Origin of the sequence: Mycobacterium sp. RTGN4 (assembly GCF_033804635.1) — a bacterium.
GTDB lineage: Bacteria > Actinomycetota > Actinomycetes > Mycobacteriales > Mycobacteriaceae > Mycobacterium.
Genome location: NZ_JAPZLB010000003.1, coordinates 94,400 through 112,381 on the forward strand (window position 1 = coordinate 94,400; position 17,982 = coordinate 112,381).

Genomic DNA, 17,982 nt, shown 5'->3' on the forward strand with positions numbered 1-17,982 from the left:
GCGTCAGGACGGCGCCGCGCTGCCGATGTTTTCGACCAACGCGTCGACGACCGGCCGCCACACCGGCCGAGGCAGATCGTGACCCATCCCGTCGACCACCACGAACCGCGCCCCTTTGACGATGCGAGCGAGGCTGCGGCCGTTGCGGATTCGCATCATCGGATCGTGCGAGCCGTGGACGATCACGGTTGGTGCCGTGATGCGCCGGGCGTAGCTCACCAGGCTGCCTGTCCCCAGGATGGCGTCGAACTGACGCAACCCGCCCTGCGGATAGTCGCTGCGCGCCGACAGCGTCTCGACGCGGTCGCGGAGCTGCTCGTCGGTGGGAAGAAAGTTGGGGCCGTTGATGATCGCAATGTTGCGCACCTCGTAGGCCACCTTGTCGACCTGCGGTGCGTCCTTGGCGGGCGGGTCGAACGCCAGCTTGATGACCCGCCACGTCGGCAGCGCCGACAGCGCCTTGCCCGAACTCGTCATCAGCAGGCCCAGCGACGCCACCCGGTCGGGGTGGCTCCCCGCCAGCACCTGGGCGATCATGCCGCCCATCGACGCCCCGACGACGTGAGCCCGCTCGATGCCTAGATGGTCGAGCAGGCCCTTCGCGTCACCGGCCATGTCGACCAGCGTGTAGGGCACCGGGCTGGTGCGGCCGACCATGTAGCGCATCACCCGCGGGACGATCCGTCCGCTGGCCCGCTGACCGTGCAACTTGGTGGACAGGCCGATGTCCCGGTGGTCGTATCGGATGACCCGTAGCCCTCGCTCGATCAACCGCTCGCAGAAGCCGTCGGGCCACATCGGCAGCTGCGCGCCTACCCCCATGATCAGCAGGACGGCGGGATCAGCCGGGTTGCCGAGCTCCTCGTAATGGAGCTCGACGGGTCCGCACGGCGCGGTTCCGCGGCGAATGTCCACCCGCCCTTTCTACCCTGCGTTTTGTGGAGTGGGGGGGGGGGGCGGGGGGCCCCCGCCCCCCCACCCGCACGCCCCCGGGGGGGGGGGGCCCCCGCGCGCCCCCCCCCCCCCCCCCCCCCCACAAAACGCTCAGGTCGTGACGGGCTGCTTGCCCCACGGCGTGATCCACGGCGTGGGCTCCCAGTCCTCGAGGCCGGCCAGCAGCTCGTACATGGTTGCGCCGTCGATGGTTTCGCGGATGACGTCGGCTTGACCGGCGTGACGAGCCAACTCCTCGATGAGGTGGAAGATGACCCAGCGCACCGACCACGCGGGTACGTCCTTGGGGAACCAGGGCACCTGCTGCGGAATCGGCACCGCAGCGCCCAAATCGGTCGTCTCGATCAGGCGAATGGTCTCGGCATTCTGTTCGTCGAACTTGGCCAGCAGTTCCGCCAGCGTCTCGTCCTCACGCATGACGAACTCGTCTTCGTAGTCCGATTGCTGGTCCTCCATCGGTCGCTTGTCCATGTCGCAGAGTTCGGGCGCGGCGGCCACCCGTTGCATCCAGCCGTGCTGGCAGTGGGTGACGTGCTTGATCACCCCGCCGATCGACATGGCGCTCACCGACGGCGTCGAGCGCGCCTGCTCGTCGGTCAGTCCGAACGCCGCGGCGTGGAACGCGTACTGCTGCGCCGCGACGTACTCCTTGAGGCCCGCGCGCTCGTCGGCGATGGGTGGTGGCATGGCGGCCATGTTCAGTTCTCCTTCTTGTTGGTGTGGTGCTTGTTGGTGTGGAGGTAAAGGTCTCGGAGTAAAGCGATTTCGGCTCCGTGATGGATCACTTCGCGGTTGATGTGGAGGACGAGCGTCGCCATCGACTCCATCGCGTACGGCCCCTCGGCCGGTCCGCAGGGGGCGGCCAGGGCACCGTCATCGAGTCCGAGTACGCCTTCGTGCCAGCAGCGGTAGGTCTCGTCGAGTTGTTTGAGCGCGGTGTCGGCGTTGGTGGCGTACGGCCAGGACTGGTAGTCGGCAGGCGGGCCACCGAAGTGCGAATGAGCGCGAATCGCCAGCACGCCGACAATGACGTGCGCCAGGCGCCACGCGATGGTGGTGAAGGGAGCGGGTTCCGGCGGCGGATACGTGAAGTCGATTTGGCCGTCGGCATGCACCGTCCAGCAGTCCGGCACGGGTGCCCAGAAGTATTCGTCGTCGGTGAGACCGTCGAGTCGCGGGCGCAGGGCCGTGCGCCATTGGAAGTCGAGCTGCTCGGCCAGCTGAGGGGCTAGTTGGTTGCTCATGAACACAGCCTCGCATCCACTTAGGACAGGTTCTGTCCTAAGAGTGCGTCAGAATGTGTTCATGTCCGAAACGACCAGTCGCGTGCTGCAACTGCTCGGGCTTCTGCAGTCGCGCCGGGTGTGGACGGGTGAGGAACTCGCCGAACGGCTTGGGGTGACGGGCCGCAGCGTGCGCCGCGACGTCGACCGATTGCGCGACCTCGGCTATCCCGTGCATGCCAGCAAGGGACACGGCGGTGGCTACCAGTTGGGCGCGGGGGCGGCGCTACCCCCGCTGCTGCTCGACCCGGAAGAGGCCGTGGCGATGGCCGTGTGTCTGAGAGTCGCGGCCGGGGGCAGCGTCGCGGGCGTTGGCGAGTCGGCCCTGCGCGCACTGTCCAAACTCGATCAGGTCATGCCTGCGCGGCTGCGTGCGCAGGTCTCCGCGGTGCACGACGCGACGGTCACGCTGAGCTCCGGCCAGTCCGATACACCGGTGGAACCCGATGTGTTGATGACGCTTGCCCGCGCGTGCCGCGACCACGAGCACGTCAACGCCGGCTACGTGGACATCCGCGGCAACGAGACCCAGCGCAGGCTCGAGCCGTACCAACTGGTGACGACCGGCAGACGCTGGTACCTGCTCGCCTACGACCGCGACAAGCTGGATTGGCGCAGCCTGCGACTGGACCGGATGGCCGACGTCCGCGCGCTCGGGAGCACGTTCGTCCCGCGGGAGGCTCCCGACGCGGCCAGCTATGTCCAGCGTGCGATCACCACTTCGCCGTACCGCTATGTCGCCAGGGTGAGGTATCGCGCCCCGTTAAGTGTTGTGGCGCAAGTATTCTCGTCCTCGTCCGTCGAGCTCCAGCCGGACGGCCCAGATGCGTGCATCATGACCACCGGCGCCGACGACCCGGAGCGCATGGTGCCCTGGCTGGCGATGCCGGGCTGTGAGTTCGAAGTGCTCGAGCCTGCGGAGGTCGTCGAGGCCGTGCGTGTGGTGTCCGCCCGGCTAGCCCGCGCCTCGGCGGGGGCGGGGTCCTAGCCGCTGGCGCCCGCGCGCACCACGTCGGCGACGATCGGCACCCCCGGTCGGTAGGCCAGGTGGATGTAGGACGGGGCGTCGAGCCGGATGAAATCGGCGCGGCGGCCGACGGCGAGCACCCCGACGTCGTCGCGCCGCAGCGCCTTCGCACCGCCCGCAGTTGCCGACCAGACCGCCTCGGCGGGCGTGAAGCCCATGTCGCGCACGGCCGCCGCGATGCAGAATGCCATGCTGGTCGTGTACGAACTCCCGGGGTTGCAGTCGGTGGCCAGCGCCACGGTTACCCCCGCGTCGAGGAACCGCCGTGCGTCGGGCCACGCTGCGCGCGTGGAGAATTCAGCACCAGGTAGCAGGGTGGCGACGGTCTCGCTGCCGGCCAAAGCCGCGACGTCGGCGTCGGTGGCGTATGTGCAGTGGTCCACTGAAGCCGCTCCGAGCTCGACACCTAGCCGGATTCCCCCACTCGGACCGAGTTGCCCGGCGTGCAACCGTGGGATGAGTCCCACGTCGCGTCCGGCCTGCAGGATGAACCGCGCCTCGTCGACGTCGAAGGCTCCTCGGTCGCAGAACACGTCAATCCAGCGGGCGTGGTCCTTGCACGCGGCCAGCATGTCGCCCGCGACCAACCGGACGTAAGAGTCGCGATCGTGGCGGTAGTCCGGCGGAACCACGTGCGCGCCAAGGAACGTCGTCTCGGGTGTGAACCTGCCACCGACTTCAAGGCTGCGCTGTTCGTCGAAGGTCGTCAGCCCGTAGCCGCTCTTGGTCTCGAAGGTGGTGACACCGCCGCGGTGCAGTTCGGCGGCGAGCCGGGCTACGTTGGCCGACAGCAGGTCGTCGGAGGCGCCGCGGGTGGCGGCGACCGTGGTGGCGATGCCGCCGCCGTCATAGGGCGTTCCGCTCATGCGGGCGGCGAACTCCGCGGCCCGATCGCCGGCGAACACGAGGTGGGCATGGCTGTCCACGAACCCGGGGAGCACGCTGGCCCCCGCGCAGTCGACGCGTTGATCCGCTTCCGGCGCTTCAGTTTTCGGCCCTAGCCACGCGACGTGGTCGCCGTCGACCAGCAGAGCCGCCTCGGTGATTACGCCGAGCGCCGTCCCGTCGCCAACCGTTGGGTCATTGGTGACGAGTTCACCGATGTCGTCATAGAGCACGGTCGTGGGTGTGCTGCTCTTCGCGCGAGCGCTCATCGCCGGGCCTCCCACAGCGCGCCGATGGTGTCCGCCAGTGTGCGCCCAACGGGCCCGCGGTGATGCTGTCGGTCGGTGACGATGGTCCGTCCGTCGACCACGACGTCGGTGACGTCGGCTGCCGAGGCGGCGAACACCACGTTCTCCGGCGTTGGCCCGCCGCCCGCGGTGCGCACGGAGCCGAGGTCGACGGCGACCAGATCGGCCCGGGCGCCGGGCTCGAGCCGACCAGCGTTGGTCCAGCCGAGCGCCTGCTGCCCGTCACGAGTGGCGGCGTCCAGCAGTCGGGAAGCGGGGATGGCGCCGCGCTGCTGGCTCGCGAGCCGCTCGTCGAGTTCGACGGCCCTGGCCTCCTCGAGTATGTCGATCATCGCGTGGCTGTCGCTGCCAAGGCTGAACGGCCCCGGTCCGGCGAGTAGTGCGGGGGCCGGACCGATCCCGTCGCCGAGGTCGCGTTCGGTGGTCGGACAGAAGCAGACGCCGGTCGCACTCGCGTGTAGGTCGGCGATGTCCTGCTCGGTCAGATGCGTCGCGTGGACGGCGGTGGTGCGCGGCCCGAGCACGCCATGCTCGCGCAGCAGCGCGGTCGGCGTGCAGCCGTGCACGGCCAGGCACTGTTCGACTTCGGCGACCTGCTCGCTGGAGTGGACGTGCAATGGGGCGTCGTATGCGTCCGCCCACGCGGCCACCCGGTTCAGCTGATCCGCTGGCACGGCGCGCACGGAATGCACTGCGGCGCCTACGAGTACGTGGTCGTCTTGTTTGGTATCCGCGCGCAGGGCATCGGCCCGTTGCGCCCACCGGTCGGCGTCGCCGTCGCTGAAACGCAGCTGCGGACCTTCCAACGGTGTGCCATCCGGGCCCGCCGTCAGGTAGCAGGTGTCGAGCAGCGTGAGCCGGATGCCCGCGTCCGATGCAGCGCTTACCAGCGCCTGACCCATGTCGTTGGGGTCGGCGTACGGCACTCCGCCGGGACCGTGGTGCACGTAGTGGAATTCGCCGACTGCGGTGATGCCGGCCAACGCCATTTCGGCGTACACCGCGCGGGCCAGCTCGAGGTAGTTCTGCGGCGTCAGCCGGGCGGCGATGCGGTACATCGACTCCCGCCACGTCCAGAATGAGCCGCCGCCGCGTTGAGTATGCGACCGAAGTGCACGGTGGAACGCATGCGAGTGTGCATTGGCCAGGCCGGGAATCACCAAGCCGCGCAGGCGTTGTCCGGTCGGCGCGTGATCGGGCTCGACGGTGTCTATCACTCCGTCGGTCGCGGTGACGCGCACACCGTCGGCGACGCGATCGCCCACCCAGGCGTGTTCACACCACCAGGACTGGCTCACCCCGCCACCCAGTCCGCCATCACGTCGGCCAGCGCTTCGGCACCACGTCGGCAGTCGGCGATCTCGGCGTACTCGTCGGGAGAGTGCGAGACGCCAGTCGGGTTGCGCACGAACAGCATTGCGGTTGGCACCTTCGCGGACAGCACACCCGCATCGTGCCCTGCCTGAGTCGGTAGCACCGGCACGTCACCCAACGCCGAGAGCGCGCGCACGATCCGGGCCCGCGGTTCTTCGGGGAAGACGACGGCCGGGCTGACGGATTCGACGTCGACCTCGAGCAAAATGCCGTCATTCCCGGCGAATCCGGTCGCATCGGCGGCGATAGCCTCGACCATGGCCGCCAGCGTCTCCTCGTCGGCCGCCCGCGCATCGAGCCAGGCGTTCAGCTGCGACGGGATGGCGTTGGCGCCGTTGGGCGTGACGGACAGCTTGCCGAACGTGGCCACCGCATGATGCGTGGTGGCTTGAGCACGGGCGGCGTGCACCGTCGACGCGAACGCCAGCATCGGATCGCGGCGGTCGATCAGGCGCGTGGTACCCGCGTGATTTCCCACGCCGCAGAACGTGAATTGCCAACGACCGTGCGGCCATATCGCTGACGCTACGGCAATGGGTTTGTCCACCAGATCCAGCGCGCGGCCCTGCTCGACGTGCAGTTCAACGTAGACCCCGACGCGCTTGACCAGCTCGGGGTCGGGGCCGACATGGGCGGGATTGCGACCGGAGGCGCTCAAAGCATCGGCCAGCGTGGTGCCGTCGGCGTCGCGCAGGTTCAGTGCGCGCTCGGCGGTGACGGCGCCCGTGGACAGTTGCGAACCGACGCAGGCCACGCCGAACCGGCCGCCTTCCTCGTCGGAGAACGCCACGACGGCGACCGGAATCTGTGGGGCCACCCCACGCGCGACGAGCAGGTCGATGGCCGCGAAGGCCGACACGACGCCCAGCGGTCCGTCGAACGCGCCGCCGCCGGGCACCGAGTCCAGGTGCGAGCCGGTGACGAACGCGCCTACCGGATCGCCGATCCAGCCGGGCGGCATCCACCATGCCCACACGTTGCCGTTGCGGTCCTCCTCGACCGTCATTCCACGTCGCTGCGCCTCGCCGGTGAACCACTCGCGCAACGTCAAATCGGCGGTGGTCCAAGCGAACCGGCGGTAGCCGCCGCTTGCGGCGTCACGGCCGACGTCGAGAATCTGTGTCCATAGGCCATCAAACGAACTGAACGTCATCCGTTGTCCTGCATGGGAATCCGCACACCGCGTTCGGCGGCGACCTTGGTGGCGTACTCGTAGCCTGCGTCGACGTGGCGGATGACACCCATGCCGGGATCGTTGGTCAACACTCGCTCCAGCTTCTGCGCGGCCAACGCCGACCCGTCGGCGACACACACCTGGCCGGCGTGGATGGAGCGGCCCATGCCGACGCCGCCCCCGTGATGAATCGACACCCATGAGGCGCCCGAGGCGGTGTTCACCAGCGCGTTGAGCAGCGGCCAGTCGGCGATCGCGTCCGACCCGTCCAACATGGCCTCGGTCTCGCGGTACGGGGACGCCACCGAGCCGGAGTCCAGGTGGTCGCGGCCGATCACGATCGGGGCGCTGAGCTCACCGGAAGCCACCATTTCGTTGAATCGTATTCCGGCGCGGTGCCGTTCGCCGTATCCGAGCCAGCAGATCCGGGCGGGTAGGCCCTGATAGCTGACCTTCTCCTGCGCCATGGTGATCCACCGGCGCAGGTGATCGTTGTCCGGGAAGAGTTCCAGCACGGCGCGGTCGGTGGCCTCGATGTCCTTCGGATCGCCCGACAGCGCGGCCCAGCGGAACGGACCGAGGCCCTCCTCGAACTGCGGGCGAATGTAGGCGGGCACGAAGCCGGGGAAGTCGAAGGCCCGGTCGTAGCCCGCCTTCCGGGCCTCGTCGCGGATCGAGTTTCCGTAGTCGAACACCTCGGCGCCCTTGTCTTGGAAGCCGACCATCGCCGCCACGTGCTTGGCCATGGACGCCTGCGCCTGCTCGGTGAAGTACGCCGGATCCTTGTCGGCCATCTTCTTCATGTCCTCGAACTCGATGCCGACGGGCAGGTACGACAACGGGTCGTGCGCCGAGGTCTGGTCGGTGACAATGTCGATGGGGGCGCCGCGGTCCAGCAGCTCGGTGAACACCTCGGCGGCATTGCCGAGCAGCCCGATCGACAACGGTCGCTTGGCATCCCGGGCCTCGACGGCCAGCGCCAAGGCGTCGTCGATCGAATCCGCGCTGGTGTCGAGGTAGCCGTGCTCGATACGGCGCTCGATGCGGCTGGGGTCGCAGTCGACGCAGATCGCGACGCCGTCGTTCATCGTCACCGCCAGCGGCTGAGCTCCACCCATGCCACCGAGGCCCGCGGTCAACGTGATGGTGCCCGCCAGTGATCCGTTGAACTTCTTCCGGGCCACCGCCCCGAACGTCTCGAAGGTGCCCTGCAAGATGCCCTGGGTACCGATGTAGATCCACGAGCCCGCCGTCATCTGGCCGTACATCGTCAGGCCCGCGGCCTCGAGTTTGCGGAACTGTTCCCAGTTCGCCCAGTCCCCAACGAGATTCGAGTTAGCGATCAGTACCCGCGGCGACCACTCGTGGGTGCGGAACACGCCGACCGGCTTGCCGGACTGCACCAGCATGGTCTCGTCGTCCTCGAGCGCGCGCAGCGTGGCGACGATCGCGTCGAAGGCCGCCCAGCTGCGGGCCGCGCGGCCGGTGCCGCCGTAGACCACGAGGTCCTCGGGATGCTCGGCAACCTCGGGATCGAGGTTGTTCATCAGCATCCGCAGAACGGCTTCCTGTTGCCAGCCCTTGCAACTGATTTCGCTTCCGCGCGGTGCGCGTACGGTGCGGGCCGTAGACGTGGTTCCCATGGACTAAGCACACCCGACGGCAGGCGATTGCTCCAGACCGTTTCAGCGGCTAGTGTCTCGTATCCGAGACTTTGAAGGGGGCACGCGTGTCGAGCACCTCGCCTGCCGTCGGTCGGGCCCTCGACGTGCTGCTGTACCTCGCAGGCAAGCCCGGCCCGGTATCTGGCGCGGCGGTGGCGCGCGACCTCAAGATTCCGCGCTCGTCGACCTATCACCTGCTCGACGTGCTGATCGCGCGCGGGTTCGTCGTGCATTTTCCCGATCAACGCACCTATGGCCTCGGAATGGCGGCCTTCGAGGTCGGCTCGGCGTACCTACGACACGAGCCGTTGGAGATGCTGGCCCGGCCGGTGTTGAGGCGCCTGGTTGCGCAGGTCGGCGAGACTGCGCACCTGGGTGTCCTGCATGGCGCCGAAAGCCTCTACCTGCTCAAGGAGCAGCCCGCCGTGTCGCGGATCCCGGTCACGCTGGTCACCGACGTCGGGGTGCGGCTGCCGTCGCAACTGACCGCCAATGGTCGCTCGATCTTGGCCCATCTACCCGCCGCCCAGGTGCGCGCGCTGTTTCCGTCGGCTCGCGGATTCGTCGACCGCACCGGGCAGGGACCCGCCACGCTGCCCGAGTTGCGGCGCGTGCTCGCCGCAGAGCGGCACCAGCGTTGGTCCGAGGAGGTCGGCCTGGTCACCGCGGGCCTTCAGTCGGTGGCGGCCTGCGCGTTCGACCACTTGGGCAGACCGTGCGCGGCCATCAGCGTGACGTGGCGCGAAGACCACGCGCACGCCTCGCACGCGGAGCTGGTGCGGGCGGTGCGCGCGGCCGCGCAACAGCTGACCTGGGCGTTGTCGGGGCACGGCCCGGAGGGCTGGTTCGAAGCCGGCGCTGTCTGAGATCCGAGACACTATCTTCAGCGGGACCGGCCCGAAGGGTACGGCCCAGGTCCTAGGTTTGCGGGATGACAGTCACCGTCGGCATTGGTCCCGTCAGCTTCGACGACGTCGTCGCGGTCGCCCGCGGTGACGCTCCGGTCGCGCTTGCCGACGACGCCGTGAAGGCGATCGAGGAAAGCCGCCGCCACATCGAAGCGCTCGCTGCCGACCCGACTCCGGTCTACGGGGTATCCACCGGCTTCGGCGCGCTGGCCACCCGTCACATTCCGGCCGATATGCGAACGGCATTGCAGCGCAGCCTTATTCGCTCACACGCTGCTGGCTCCGGGGATGAAGTTGAGCGCGAGGTCGTGCGGGCGATGATGCTGCTGCGACTGTCGACGCTGACCAGCGGACGCACCGGAGTGCGCCGCGAAACCGCCCAGGCCTATGCCGACCTGCTTTCGGCGGGGTTGACGCCGGTGGTCCACGAGTACGGAAGCCTCGGCTGTTCGGGCGATCTCGCGCCGCTGGCGCACGTCGCGCTTGCGGTCATGGGCGAGGGGCAGGTGCGCGCCCGCGACGGCGAGCTGCAGGACACCGCCGACGCACTGCGCGCAAACGACCTGCAACCGGTCACGTTCGCGGAGAAGGAGGGCCTGGCCCTCATCAACGGCACCGACGGCATGCTCGGCCAACTGGTGCTTGCGCTCACCGATCTGGAGAACCTGTTCCGGGTCGCCGACATCGCCGCGGCGATGAGCGTCGAGGGCCAGCTGGGCACCGTCCGGGTCTTCGCCGACGACCTGCAGCGCCTGCGTCCGCATCCCGGTCAGGCTTCGTCGGCGGCAAACATCCGTGCGCTGCTTGCCGATTCGGCGATCGTGGCCAGCCACCAAACCCCGGACTGTACCTTTGTGCAGGATGCCTATTCGTTGCGCTGCTCGCCGCAGGTGGCAGGCGCGGCGCGCGACACCGCCGCGCACGCCCGGGTGGTCGCCGAGCGTGAATTAGCCAGTGTCATCGACAATCCCGTCGTCACCCCGGACGGGCGCGTCGAGTCCAACGGCAACTTCCACGGCGCTCCAGTGGCCTACGTGCTCGACTTCCTTGCCATCGTCGTCGCTGATCTCGCAGGAATCAGCGAGCGCCGCACCGACCGGTTCCTGGACGTCGCCCGCAACCATGGGCTCAACGCGTTCCTCGCCCACGATCCAGGCGTCGACAGTGGCCACATGATCGCTCAGTACACCCAGGCAGGCATCGTCTCGGAGCTCAAGCGTTTGGCGGCGCCCGCGAGCGCGGACTCGATTCCGTCGTCGGCGATGCAGGAGGACCACGTCTCGATGGGGTGGTCGGCGGCTCGCAAGCTGCGACGCGCGATCGACGGGCTTTCTCGGGTGCTGGCCATCGAGGTACTCACCGCCGCCCGCGGCATCGACATGCGCAGCCCGCTGACTCCATCGCCCGCGACGGGCGCTGTCATCGCCGTGTTGCGCGAGCACGTCGCGGGCCCAGGACCCGATAGGTACCTGGCGCCGGAAATCGCAGCCGCGGTCGACCTCGTCCAGTCCGGTGCGGTCGTGGCCGCCGCCGAAGGGGTAGTCGGCCCGCTGCAGTAGTCCCCAACCCACGTTCGGCGGAAGGTTGGGCACGTACTGTGGCGACATGCACGTCACCTCCGCGGAGTCGACGGACTTGTTCACCGGCCCAGCCGACGCGGCGCTGCAACTCGTGCGCGTCGCGTACCGGTTGTGCACCCGGCCCACTGTGGTGCGTGTCGAGGGGCCAGGCCTGGAAACCGTTGGCGAGGTGCTTGCGACCCCGCGCGGGCGCACGGTCGAAGTGCCGGTGCGCGTGACCGACGCGAAAGTCGGTGAACATCGCTCCGCGCGAGTGAGTGCGGGCCGCACCACCGAAGCGTTCGACTTCGTCGTCGCCGAGCCCGGATGGACCATGTACATGGTCAGTCACTTCCACTACGACCCGGTGTGGTGGAACACCCAGGCGGCCTACACCGAGGTCTGGACCGAGGATCCGCCAGGACGCTGCAGGCAGACCAACAGCTTCGAGTTGGTCTCCGCCCATCTCGAAATGGCCAGGCGCGAAGCGGAATACAAGTTCGTGCTCGCAGAGGTCGATTACCTCAAGCCATACTGGGACACCCACCCCGAGGATCGCGCCGACCTGCGCCGGATGATGGCCGAGGGGCGCGTGGAGGTGATGGGCGGCACCTACAACGAGCCGAACACCAACCTGACCAGCCCGGAGACGGCGATCCGGAACTTCGTACACGGCATCGGTTTTCAGCGCGATGTCATGGGCGCCTCACCTGCCACCGCGTGGCAGCTCGACGTGTTCGGCCATGATCCCCAATTCCCGGGCATGGCCGCCGATTCCGGGCTGACGTCGAGTTCGTGGGCGCGCGGACCACACCACCAGTGGGGCCCGATGTCCGACGGTGGCGACCCCGAACGCATGCAGTTCGCCAGCGAATTCGAGTGGATGGCCCCGTCGGGCCGCGGCCTGCTCACGCACTACATGCCCGCGCACTACGCGGCTGGATGGTGGATGGATTCGTCGGCCTCGCTCGAGGAGGCCGAACGCGCCACCTACGAACTGTTCGCAGGCCTGAAGAAAGTCGCGTTGACCCGCAACGTCCTGCTCCCTGTCGGCACCGACTACACCCCACCCAACAAGTGGGTCACCGACATTCACCGCGACTGGGGTGCGCGCTACACCTGGCCCCGGTTCGTCTGCGCGATCCCGAGCGAATTCTTCGCCGCCGTGCGAGCGGAACTCGACGAACGCGGCGCCATCGCGTCGCCTCAGACCCGGGACATGAACCCGATCTACACGGGAAAGGACGTCTCCTACATCGACACCAAGCAGGCCAACCGTGCTGCCGAACACGCGGTGCTCGAGGCCGAACGGTTCGCGGTGTTCGCCGGACTGTTGACCGGGGCGACGTACCCGGAGGCCGCGCTGGCCAAGGCGTGGGTGCAACTGGCCTACGGAGCGCACCACGATGCGATCACCGGCTCGGAGTCCGACCAGGTCTACCTCGACCTGCTCACCAGTTGGCGGGACGCCTGGGAGCTCGGCCGCACCGCGCGGGACAACGCGCTAGCGCTGTTGTCGACCGCAGTCGACGGTTCGGTGATCGTATGGAACCCATTGGCGCACAACCGCACCGACATCGTGACCGTGCACCGCGATGAGCCGTTTGCCGGCATACTGCTCGACGACGAGGGCGGCGAGGTGCCGGTATTCATCGAACACGACGGGCACACGCTGTCCTGGTTGGCGCGCGACGTTCCGTCACTCGGCTGGCGGGCCTACCGCTTCGCCGACGGTGCGGGGGGCACCGGCTGGGCCGCCGTCGACGGGTCCGAGATCGGCAACCAGCACTACCGGCTTCGCGTTGATCAGGCGCGTGGCGGCGGGGTGTGCTCGCTGCTCGTCGGGGACCGTCAACTCATCGCGGAAGGCAGGGTCGGCAACGAGCTCGCCGTCTACAAGGAGTACTCCGCGCACCCCAGGGCGGGCGAGGGACCGTGGCATCTGCTGCCGAAGGGGCCGGTGACGAGCTCGGCCGGCACCCCAGCCGCGTCGGTGCAGGCGTATCGAAATCCGTTGGGGGAGCGCATCGTCGTGCGCGGACGGATGCGCGGGCTGCTGAACTACACCCAGACGCTGACGTTGTGGCACGGCATCGACCGCGTCGACTGCCGTACCACGATCGACGGCTTCACCGGCGAGGATCGGCTGTTGCGGCTGCGCTGGCCGTGCCCCGTTGCGGGCGCGATGCCCGTCAGCGAGGTCGGGGATGCTGTCATCGGGCGCGGCTTCGGGCTGACACACCGGCATGGGAGAAGCGACAAGGCCGTGGACACGGCGAAGTTCCCGTACACCCTCGACAATCCCGCCTACGGGTGGTTCGGGCTGTCGTCGATGGTGCGCGTGCGCATTCAGGGCGGCGGAACCGAGCGCACCCGTGCGATATCGGTGGCCGAGGTGGTGTCCCCGGGTCCAGAGGCCGACCCGTTGGCTCGCGACGTGATGGTCGCCCTGGCGCGGGCCGGCGTGACCGCGACGTGCAGCACCGCCGAAAAGGCCCGCTACGGCGATCTGGCGGTCGACTCGAATCTGCCCGACGTCCGGATCGCGCTCGGTGGACCGCGGGAGAACGCCTTCAGTGCGGCTGTGCTCGCCGGGCGTGATTCCGAAAGCCTTGTCCGCGTGTGGATTCCGGCGGCACAACCGCTGGTCGACGTGTGGGTGCCCGGCGCCGACCTGCGCGGCGTGCGCAAGCTGCCCGTGCTGGTGGTCGCGGACCCCAATGGGCTGGCGGCGGCCGTCGCGGCCCTAGTAGACGACCTTGCCGACGCCGAGGTCGTGGTGAACCAGGCCGATGTTTCTGAGGTCGAAGAGTTCGACGCCCGCACCGTGGCGTTGTTCAACCGCGGCGTGCCGAGTTTCGCCATCGACTCCGACGGGACCTTGCACACGTCGCTGATGAGGTCGTGCACGGGTTGGCCGTCGGGAACGTGGATCGATCCGCCTCGCCGCACCGCACCAGACGGCTCGAACTTCCAATTACAACACTGGACGCACGACTTCGACTACGCGCTGGCCGCGGGCGACGGCGACTGGCGATCCGCCGACATACCGGCGCGCAGTGCCGAATTCGGCCAGCCGCTGATCGGCGTGGTGAGCCACCATGAGCCCAGCTCGGGCGGCCTGCCGTCGCGGGGCTCGCTGTTGGAGGTCGAACCCGCGCGGGGAGTGGCGATCGGCGCGCTGAAGGCCGTCGGCAACCCGACTGCACGCGGCAGCGCAGAGCACGTCGATTCCGCCGCCGGAATCGCGGTGCGCCTGGTCGAGACGCTTGGGCGCACCGCCGACGTCACGCTGCGTTCAGGGCTGCGCAATGTGTCGACGGTCCGGCGGCTGGATCTGCTGGAGCGACCCAGCGCCGAGGACTCCGACGCGTTGACGTTGCACGGCTACGAGATCGCCACGGTGCGCGCACAATTGAACCTGCCGCGAGTGCTCGATGCCGAACACGCGGTGCTGGCTCCAGACGCCGAGCCCACGCAACCGCTCTACGCGCGCTACTGGCTGCACAACCGGGGGCCTGCACCGCTGGGCGGTTTGCCCGCCGTGGCCCATCTGCATCCGCGACAGCTTGCCGTGGAACCCGATGCGCGCGTTGACCTTCAGCTCACGGTGGTCAGTGACGGGGACGTCGCGCTGCACGGCAAGGTGCGGCTACTGCTGCCGCCGGAGTGGACGGTCGAGGAGGTCGAACTCTCGTTCATGCTCCCGCCCGGGGAGTACCTGGAGTCCAACGTCGCGGTGACGATGCCTCCGGGGACCCCGCCGGGGCTGTACCCCGTGCGCGCCGAGCTGGCGCTGACCGGCGCGTCGTTGCCGCCGTCCTGGCGGCAGCCCGTCGAGGACGTGTGCGTGGTGTCCGTCGGCGCGACCGACGAGCAGGTGTTACGCCTCGTCGTGGAGCCGAAACCGGTGCGCGTCTCAGCCGGTGAGTCGACCACCATCGGCGTCACCGTTGGTACCGACGGGTATGCCGACCTGTCGGTGGAAGCACACCTCGTCACCCCATGGGGAACATGGGAGTGGCTGGGGCCCAACATCATCGGGGCCGACGTCCCCGCAAGGGGCGCCGTCGAGATCCAGTTCGACGTGGCCCCACCCGCGTGGGTGGAACCCGGCGAGTGGTGGGCGCTCATCAGGGTGGCCGGTGCGGGAGAGTTGGTCTACACCCCGGCGGTAAAGGTGACGGTGCGATGAGGCCAGATGTTGTCGCGACCGTTGCCGGCGACCCAGTGCTGGTGGCCGACGTCGACACCCGCGAGAACCGGCTGCGCACCTCCCGGTCGGCGGCAGCCCTGCCGCATGCCGGGACCAGTGAAGGTAGACAACTGCGGCGGTGGCTCACCCAGCTGATGGTGACGGAACGCGTCGTCGCTGCCGAGGCTGCGGCATTCGGGCTCGACACCGAGGGTGCGCCGGACGAGCGGGAACTGTTGCCGGACAACGTGGCCCGGATGGAGCTCGGCAGCGTCGCGGCGTCGGTCCTGCAGCAGCCGCTGGCGCGGGCGCTGTTCGTCCGCGTGACCGCAGCGGTCGAGGTGTCAGATGACGCCGTGGCCGACTACCACGGGCGCAATCCCGGCCGGTTCGGCTCGACTGCCCAAAGCCCGGACGGGTGGCGCAGCCGGACGCCCGCGTCGCTCGACGAGGCACGTCCGGCCATTATCGAGCACTTGCGCGCTGCGGCCCACCGCCGTGCGTTCCGTCGTTGGCTGGACGCGAGGTGTGCGGCGCTCGTCGAATTGGCGCCTGGCTACGAACATCCCGGCGATCCCCGCCAACCCGACAACACCCACCGACACTGATGGGCGCCCACCTCACGCTCGCACTCGACGTCGGCGGCACCAAGATCGCCGCGGGCCTCGTCGATCGCGACGGCACGTTGGTGCATCGCGCGCAGCAACCCACTCCGCATGCCGACGCGGAGGCCATCTGGGCGGTCACGGCCGAATTGCTGTCCGACGCCGTGCGTGAGGCACCAGATGGAATTGCGGGGGTCGGCATCTCCTCGGCCGGTCCGATCGACCTGGCGACCGGCACCGTCAGCCCCATCAACATCTCGGCGTGGCAACGCTTTCCGATCGTCGAACGTGTCGCTGCGCTCACCGGGCGCAGCGTGCGTCTCGGCGGCGACGGACTGTGCATGGCGCTCGGCGAGCAATGGTGTGGCGCGGCACGGGACGCGCAGTTCGTGCTCGGCATGGTGGTGTCTACCGGCATCGGCGGTGGACTGGTGCTCGACGGCGCTCCCTATGACGGGCGCACGGGCAATGCAGGGCACGTCGGGCATGTCGTCGTCGACCCCGACGGTGCGCTCTGCACGTGCGGCGGCCACGGCTGCGTCGAGACCGTGGCGTCGGGACCGCACATGGCGCAGTGGGCCCGCGAAAATGGTTGGGCCGCATCGCCCGACGCCGATGCAAAGCAACTCGCCGACGACGCGACCCGGGGCGATGCCGTCGCGTTGCGCGCATTCCGGCGCGGTGCGACCGCAGTGGCGATGACGATCGCGTCCGTGGCGGCCGTCTGCGACCTCGACTTGGTGGTCGTCGGCGGGGGAGTCGCGAAGGCCGGCGGGCTGCTCTTCGACCCGGTGCGCGAGGCGCTGAAGTCCTACGCTGGCCTGGACTTCATCCGAGGTCTGCGCGTGCTGCCCGCCGAACTTGGTGGCGACGCGGGCCTGGTGGGTGCGGCGGCCTTGTTCAACGCGTGAGGATGGAGGGATCATGCGGATCTTCCTGACGGGTGGAACTGGAGCCATCGGCAGGCACGCGGTTCCTGCGCTCGTTGCGGCAGGCCACCAGGTGTCGGCACTGGCCCGCTCGCAAGTGAAGGCCGACGAACTACGTGCTCATGGGGCGGTGCCGTTCGACGTCTCGATCTTCGACTCGACCCAGTTGAGCAGCGCGTTCGTCGGCCACGACGCGGTGGTCAACCTCGCCACCGCGTTGCCACCCACCAGCTCGGCGATGCGGACGTCCGCGTGGGCACCCTGTGAACGCCTGCGCACCGAGGGTTCCGCGGCGGTCGTCGAGGCCGCCCTCGCCGCCAACGTGCCGCGGTTACTCCAAGAGTCGGTCGTGATGATCTACGCCGACGGCGAAACGGCGTGGATCACCGAGCAGGCACCCGTAGACCACTTTCCGATCGCCCGCGGGAACCACGCCGCCGAGGCCAGTGCCCGTCGCTTCGCGGATGCCGGGGGGTCGGCGACGGTGCTGCGGTTCGGGCTGTTTTACGGACCCGGCTCGGTGCAGAGTGACGAGTTCCTCGCGTTGGCGCGCAAGCACATTGGCTTCATGCCGGGTGCTGCGGACGGCTATCTGTCGTCGATTCACCTCGCCGACGCAGGCGCGGCCGTCGTCGCCGGGCTTGACGTACCCGGCCAGATCTACAACGTCGTCGACGACGAACCGCTGACGAAGGCTGGCTATGCCAGCGCGGTCGCCGACGCCGTCGGCACTCGACTATGGGCGAGGGTGCCCGGGCGGGCGGGTCTGCTGCTGGGCGACCGTCTGACGTCGCTGACGCGTTCGGTGCGAGCGAGCAATCGGAGCTTCGTCGAGGCAACCGGCTGGCACCCGCGCTACCCGAGCGCCCGCGAGGGCTACGCCGCGATTTGTGGAGCCTAACCGGCGCTCGGCACCGGAAAGACTCCACAAATCGCGAGGGGTGGGGGCGCGTTTTGGCTGATCGGCGGGCGGCGCGCTATTCTTGTCGCGTTCCACCGAAGACCGTCGGTCACCGAGTAATCGGTTGAAGGTCCCGGATCACCCGGGCGGCCCACGCAGGAGGACGAGGTAGCAATTCTTGCGCGCCCCGACCTGTTGCGTCGGGGCGTTCGTCGT

The 17,982-nt window shown here is 68.8% G+C and carries 14 protein-coding genes; 7 read left to right on the plus strand and 7 right to left on the minus strand.

Annotated elements, in window-relative coordinates; translation table 11 throughout:
- Window positions 1-3 precede the first annotated feature (3 nt).
- From SLQ30_RS07335 to SLQ30_RS07345, 3 genes are all read right to left on the minus strand, one after another.
- Window positions 4-915: an alpha/beta fold hydrolase gene (locus tag SLQ30_RS07335; RefSeq protein WP_319450762.1), complete on the minus strand. Its 912-nt coding sequence runs from the start codon at window positions 913-915 to the stop codon at window positions 4-6.
- 129 nt (window positions 916-1,044) lie between these two features.
- Window positions 1,045-1,650, minus strand: coding sequence for a DinB family protein (locus SLQ30_RS07340; protein ID WP_319445609.1), 606 nt, complete (start codon window positions 1,648-1,650; stop codon window positions 1,045-1,047).
- A 2-nt stretch (window positions 1,651-1,652) separates the two neighbouring features.
- Window positions 1,653-2,198, minus strand: coding sequence for a DinB family protein (locus SLQ30_RS07345; RefSeq protein ID WP_319445610.1), 546 nt, complete (start codon window positions 2,196-2,198; stop codon window positions 1,653-1,655).
- Between the two features lie 61 nt (window positions 2,199-2,259).
- On the opposite strand from SLQ30_RS07345, the gene SLQ30_RS07350 reads away from it, so the two are divergent.
- A complete protein-coding gene (locus tag SLQ30_RS07350) occupies window positions 2,260-3,225 on the plus strand; it encodes a YafY family protein (protein ID WP_319445611.1) in 966 nt (321 codons plus the stop codon).
- Here the strand turns inward: SLQ30_RS07350 and hutI are convergent.
- From hutI to hutU, 4 genes are read right to left on the minus strand one after another with little or no spacing between them, the layout of a single operon-like run.
- The gene (gene hutI / locus SLQ30_RS07355) at window positions 3,222-4,418 is read right to left on the minus strand and encodes an imidazolonepropionase (RefSeq protein WP_319445612.1); all 1,197 of its coding nucleotides are present in this window, start codon (window positions 4,416-4,418) and stop codon (window positions 3,222-3,224) included. The genes SLQ30_RS07350 and hutI overlap by 4 nt on opposite strands.
- Window positions 4,415-5,755, minus strand: a complete 1,341-nt coding sequence (locus SLQ30_RS07360; protein ID WP_319445613.1) for a formimidoylglutamate deiminase — start codon at window positions 5,753-5,755, stop codon at window positions 4,415-4,417. Before SLQ30_RS07360 ends, hutI begins: the two co-directional genes overlap by 4 nt.
- The gene (locus SLQ30_RS07365) at window positions 5,752-6,984 is read right to left on the minus strand and encodes an allantoate amidohydrolase (RefSeq protein WP_319445614.1); all 1,233 of its coding nucleotides are present in this window, start codon (window positions 6,982-6,984) and stop codon (window positions 5,752-5,754) included. Before SLQ30_RS07365 ends, SLQ30_RS07360 begins: the two co-directional genes overlap by 4 nt.
- The gene (gene hutU / locus SLQ30_RS07370) at window positions 6,981-8,648 is read right to left on the minus strand and encodes a urocanate hydratase (protein ID WP_319445615.1); all 1,668 of its coding nucleotides are present in this window, start codon (window positions 8,646-8,648) and stop codon (window positions 6,981-6,983) included. The genes SLQ30_RS07365 and hutU overlap by 4 nt, the downstream gene beginning before the upstream one ends.
- A gap of 86 nt (window positions 8,649-8,734) precedes the next feature.
- Here hutU and SLQ30_RS07375 point away from each other — a divergent pair, with 86 nt between their 5' ends.
- The 6 genes from SLQ30_RS07375 to SLQ30_RS07400 all read left to right on the plus strand — a co-directional run bounded on the left by SLQ30_RS07375 (window position 8,735) and on the right by SLQ30_RS07400 (window position 17,766).
- On the plus strand, window positions 8,735-9,535 hold the full coding sequence (locus tag SLQ30_RS07375) for an IclR family transcriptional regulator (RefSeq protein ID WP_319445616.1): 801 nt from the start codon (window positions 8,735-8,737) through the stop codon (window positions 9,533-9,535).
- A gap of 65 nt (window positions 9,536-9,600) precedes the next feature.
- Window positions 9,601-11,136: a histidine ammonia-lyase gene (gene hutH / locus SLQ30_RS07380; RefSeq protein ID WP_319445617.1), complete on the plus strand. Its 1,536-nt coding sequence runs from the start codon at window positions 9,601-9,603 to the stop codon at window positions 11,134-11,136.
- A 46-nt stretch (window positions 11,137-11,182) separates the two neighbouring features.
- Window positions 11,183-15,331: an NEW3 domain-containing protein gene (locus SLQ30_RS07385; RefSeq protein ID WP_319445618.1), complete on the plus strand. Its 4,149-nt coding sequence runs from the start codon at window positions 11,183-11,185 to the stop codon at window positions 15,329-15,331.
- Window positions 15,328-15,939 (plus strand): malonyl CoA-ACP transacylase, encoded by a 612-nt coding sequence (locus SLQ30_RS07390; protein ID WP_319445619.1) that lies wholly within the window; start codon window positions 15,328-15,330, stop codon window positions 15,937-15,939. Before SLQ30_RS07385 ends, SLQ30_RS07390 begins: the two co-directional genes overlap by 4 nt.
- Window positions 15,939-16,847: an ROK family protein gene (locus SLQ30_RS07395; protein WP_319445620.1), complete on the plus strand. Its 909-nt coding sequence runs from the start codon at window positions 15,939-15,941 to the stop codon at window positions 16,845-16,847. The genes SLQ30_RS07390 and SLQ30_RS07395 overlap by 1 nt, the downstream gene beginning before the upstream one ends.
- A gap of 13 nt (window positions 16,848-16,860) precedes the next feature.
- Window positions 16,861-17,766, plus strand: a complete 906-nt coding sequence (locus tag SLQ30_RS07400) for an NAD(P)-dependent oxidoreductase (protein WP_319445621.1) — start codon at window positions 16,861-16,863, stop codon at window positions 17,764-17,766.
- Window positions 17,767-17,982: the final 216 nt, after the last annotated feature.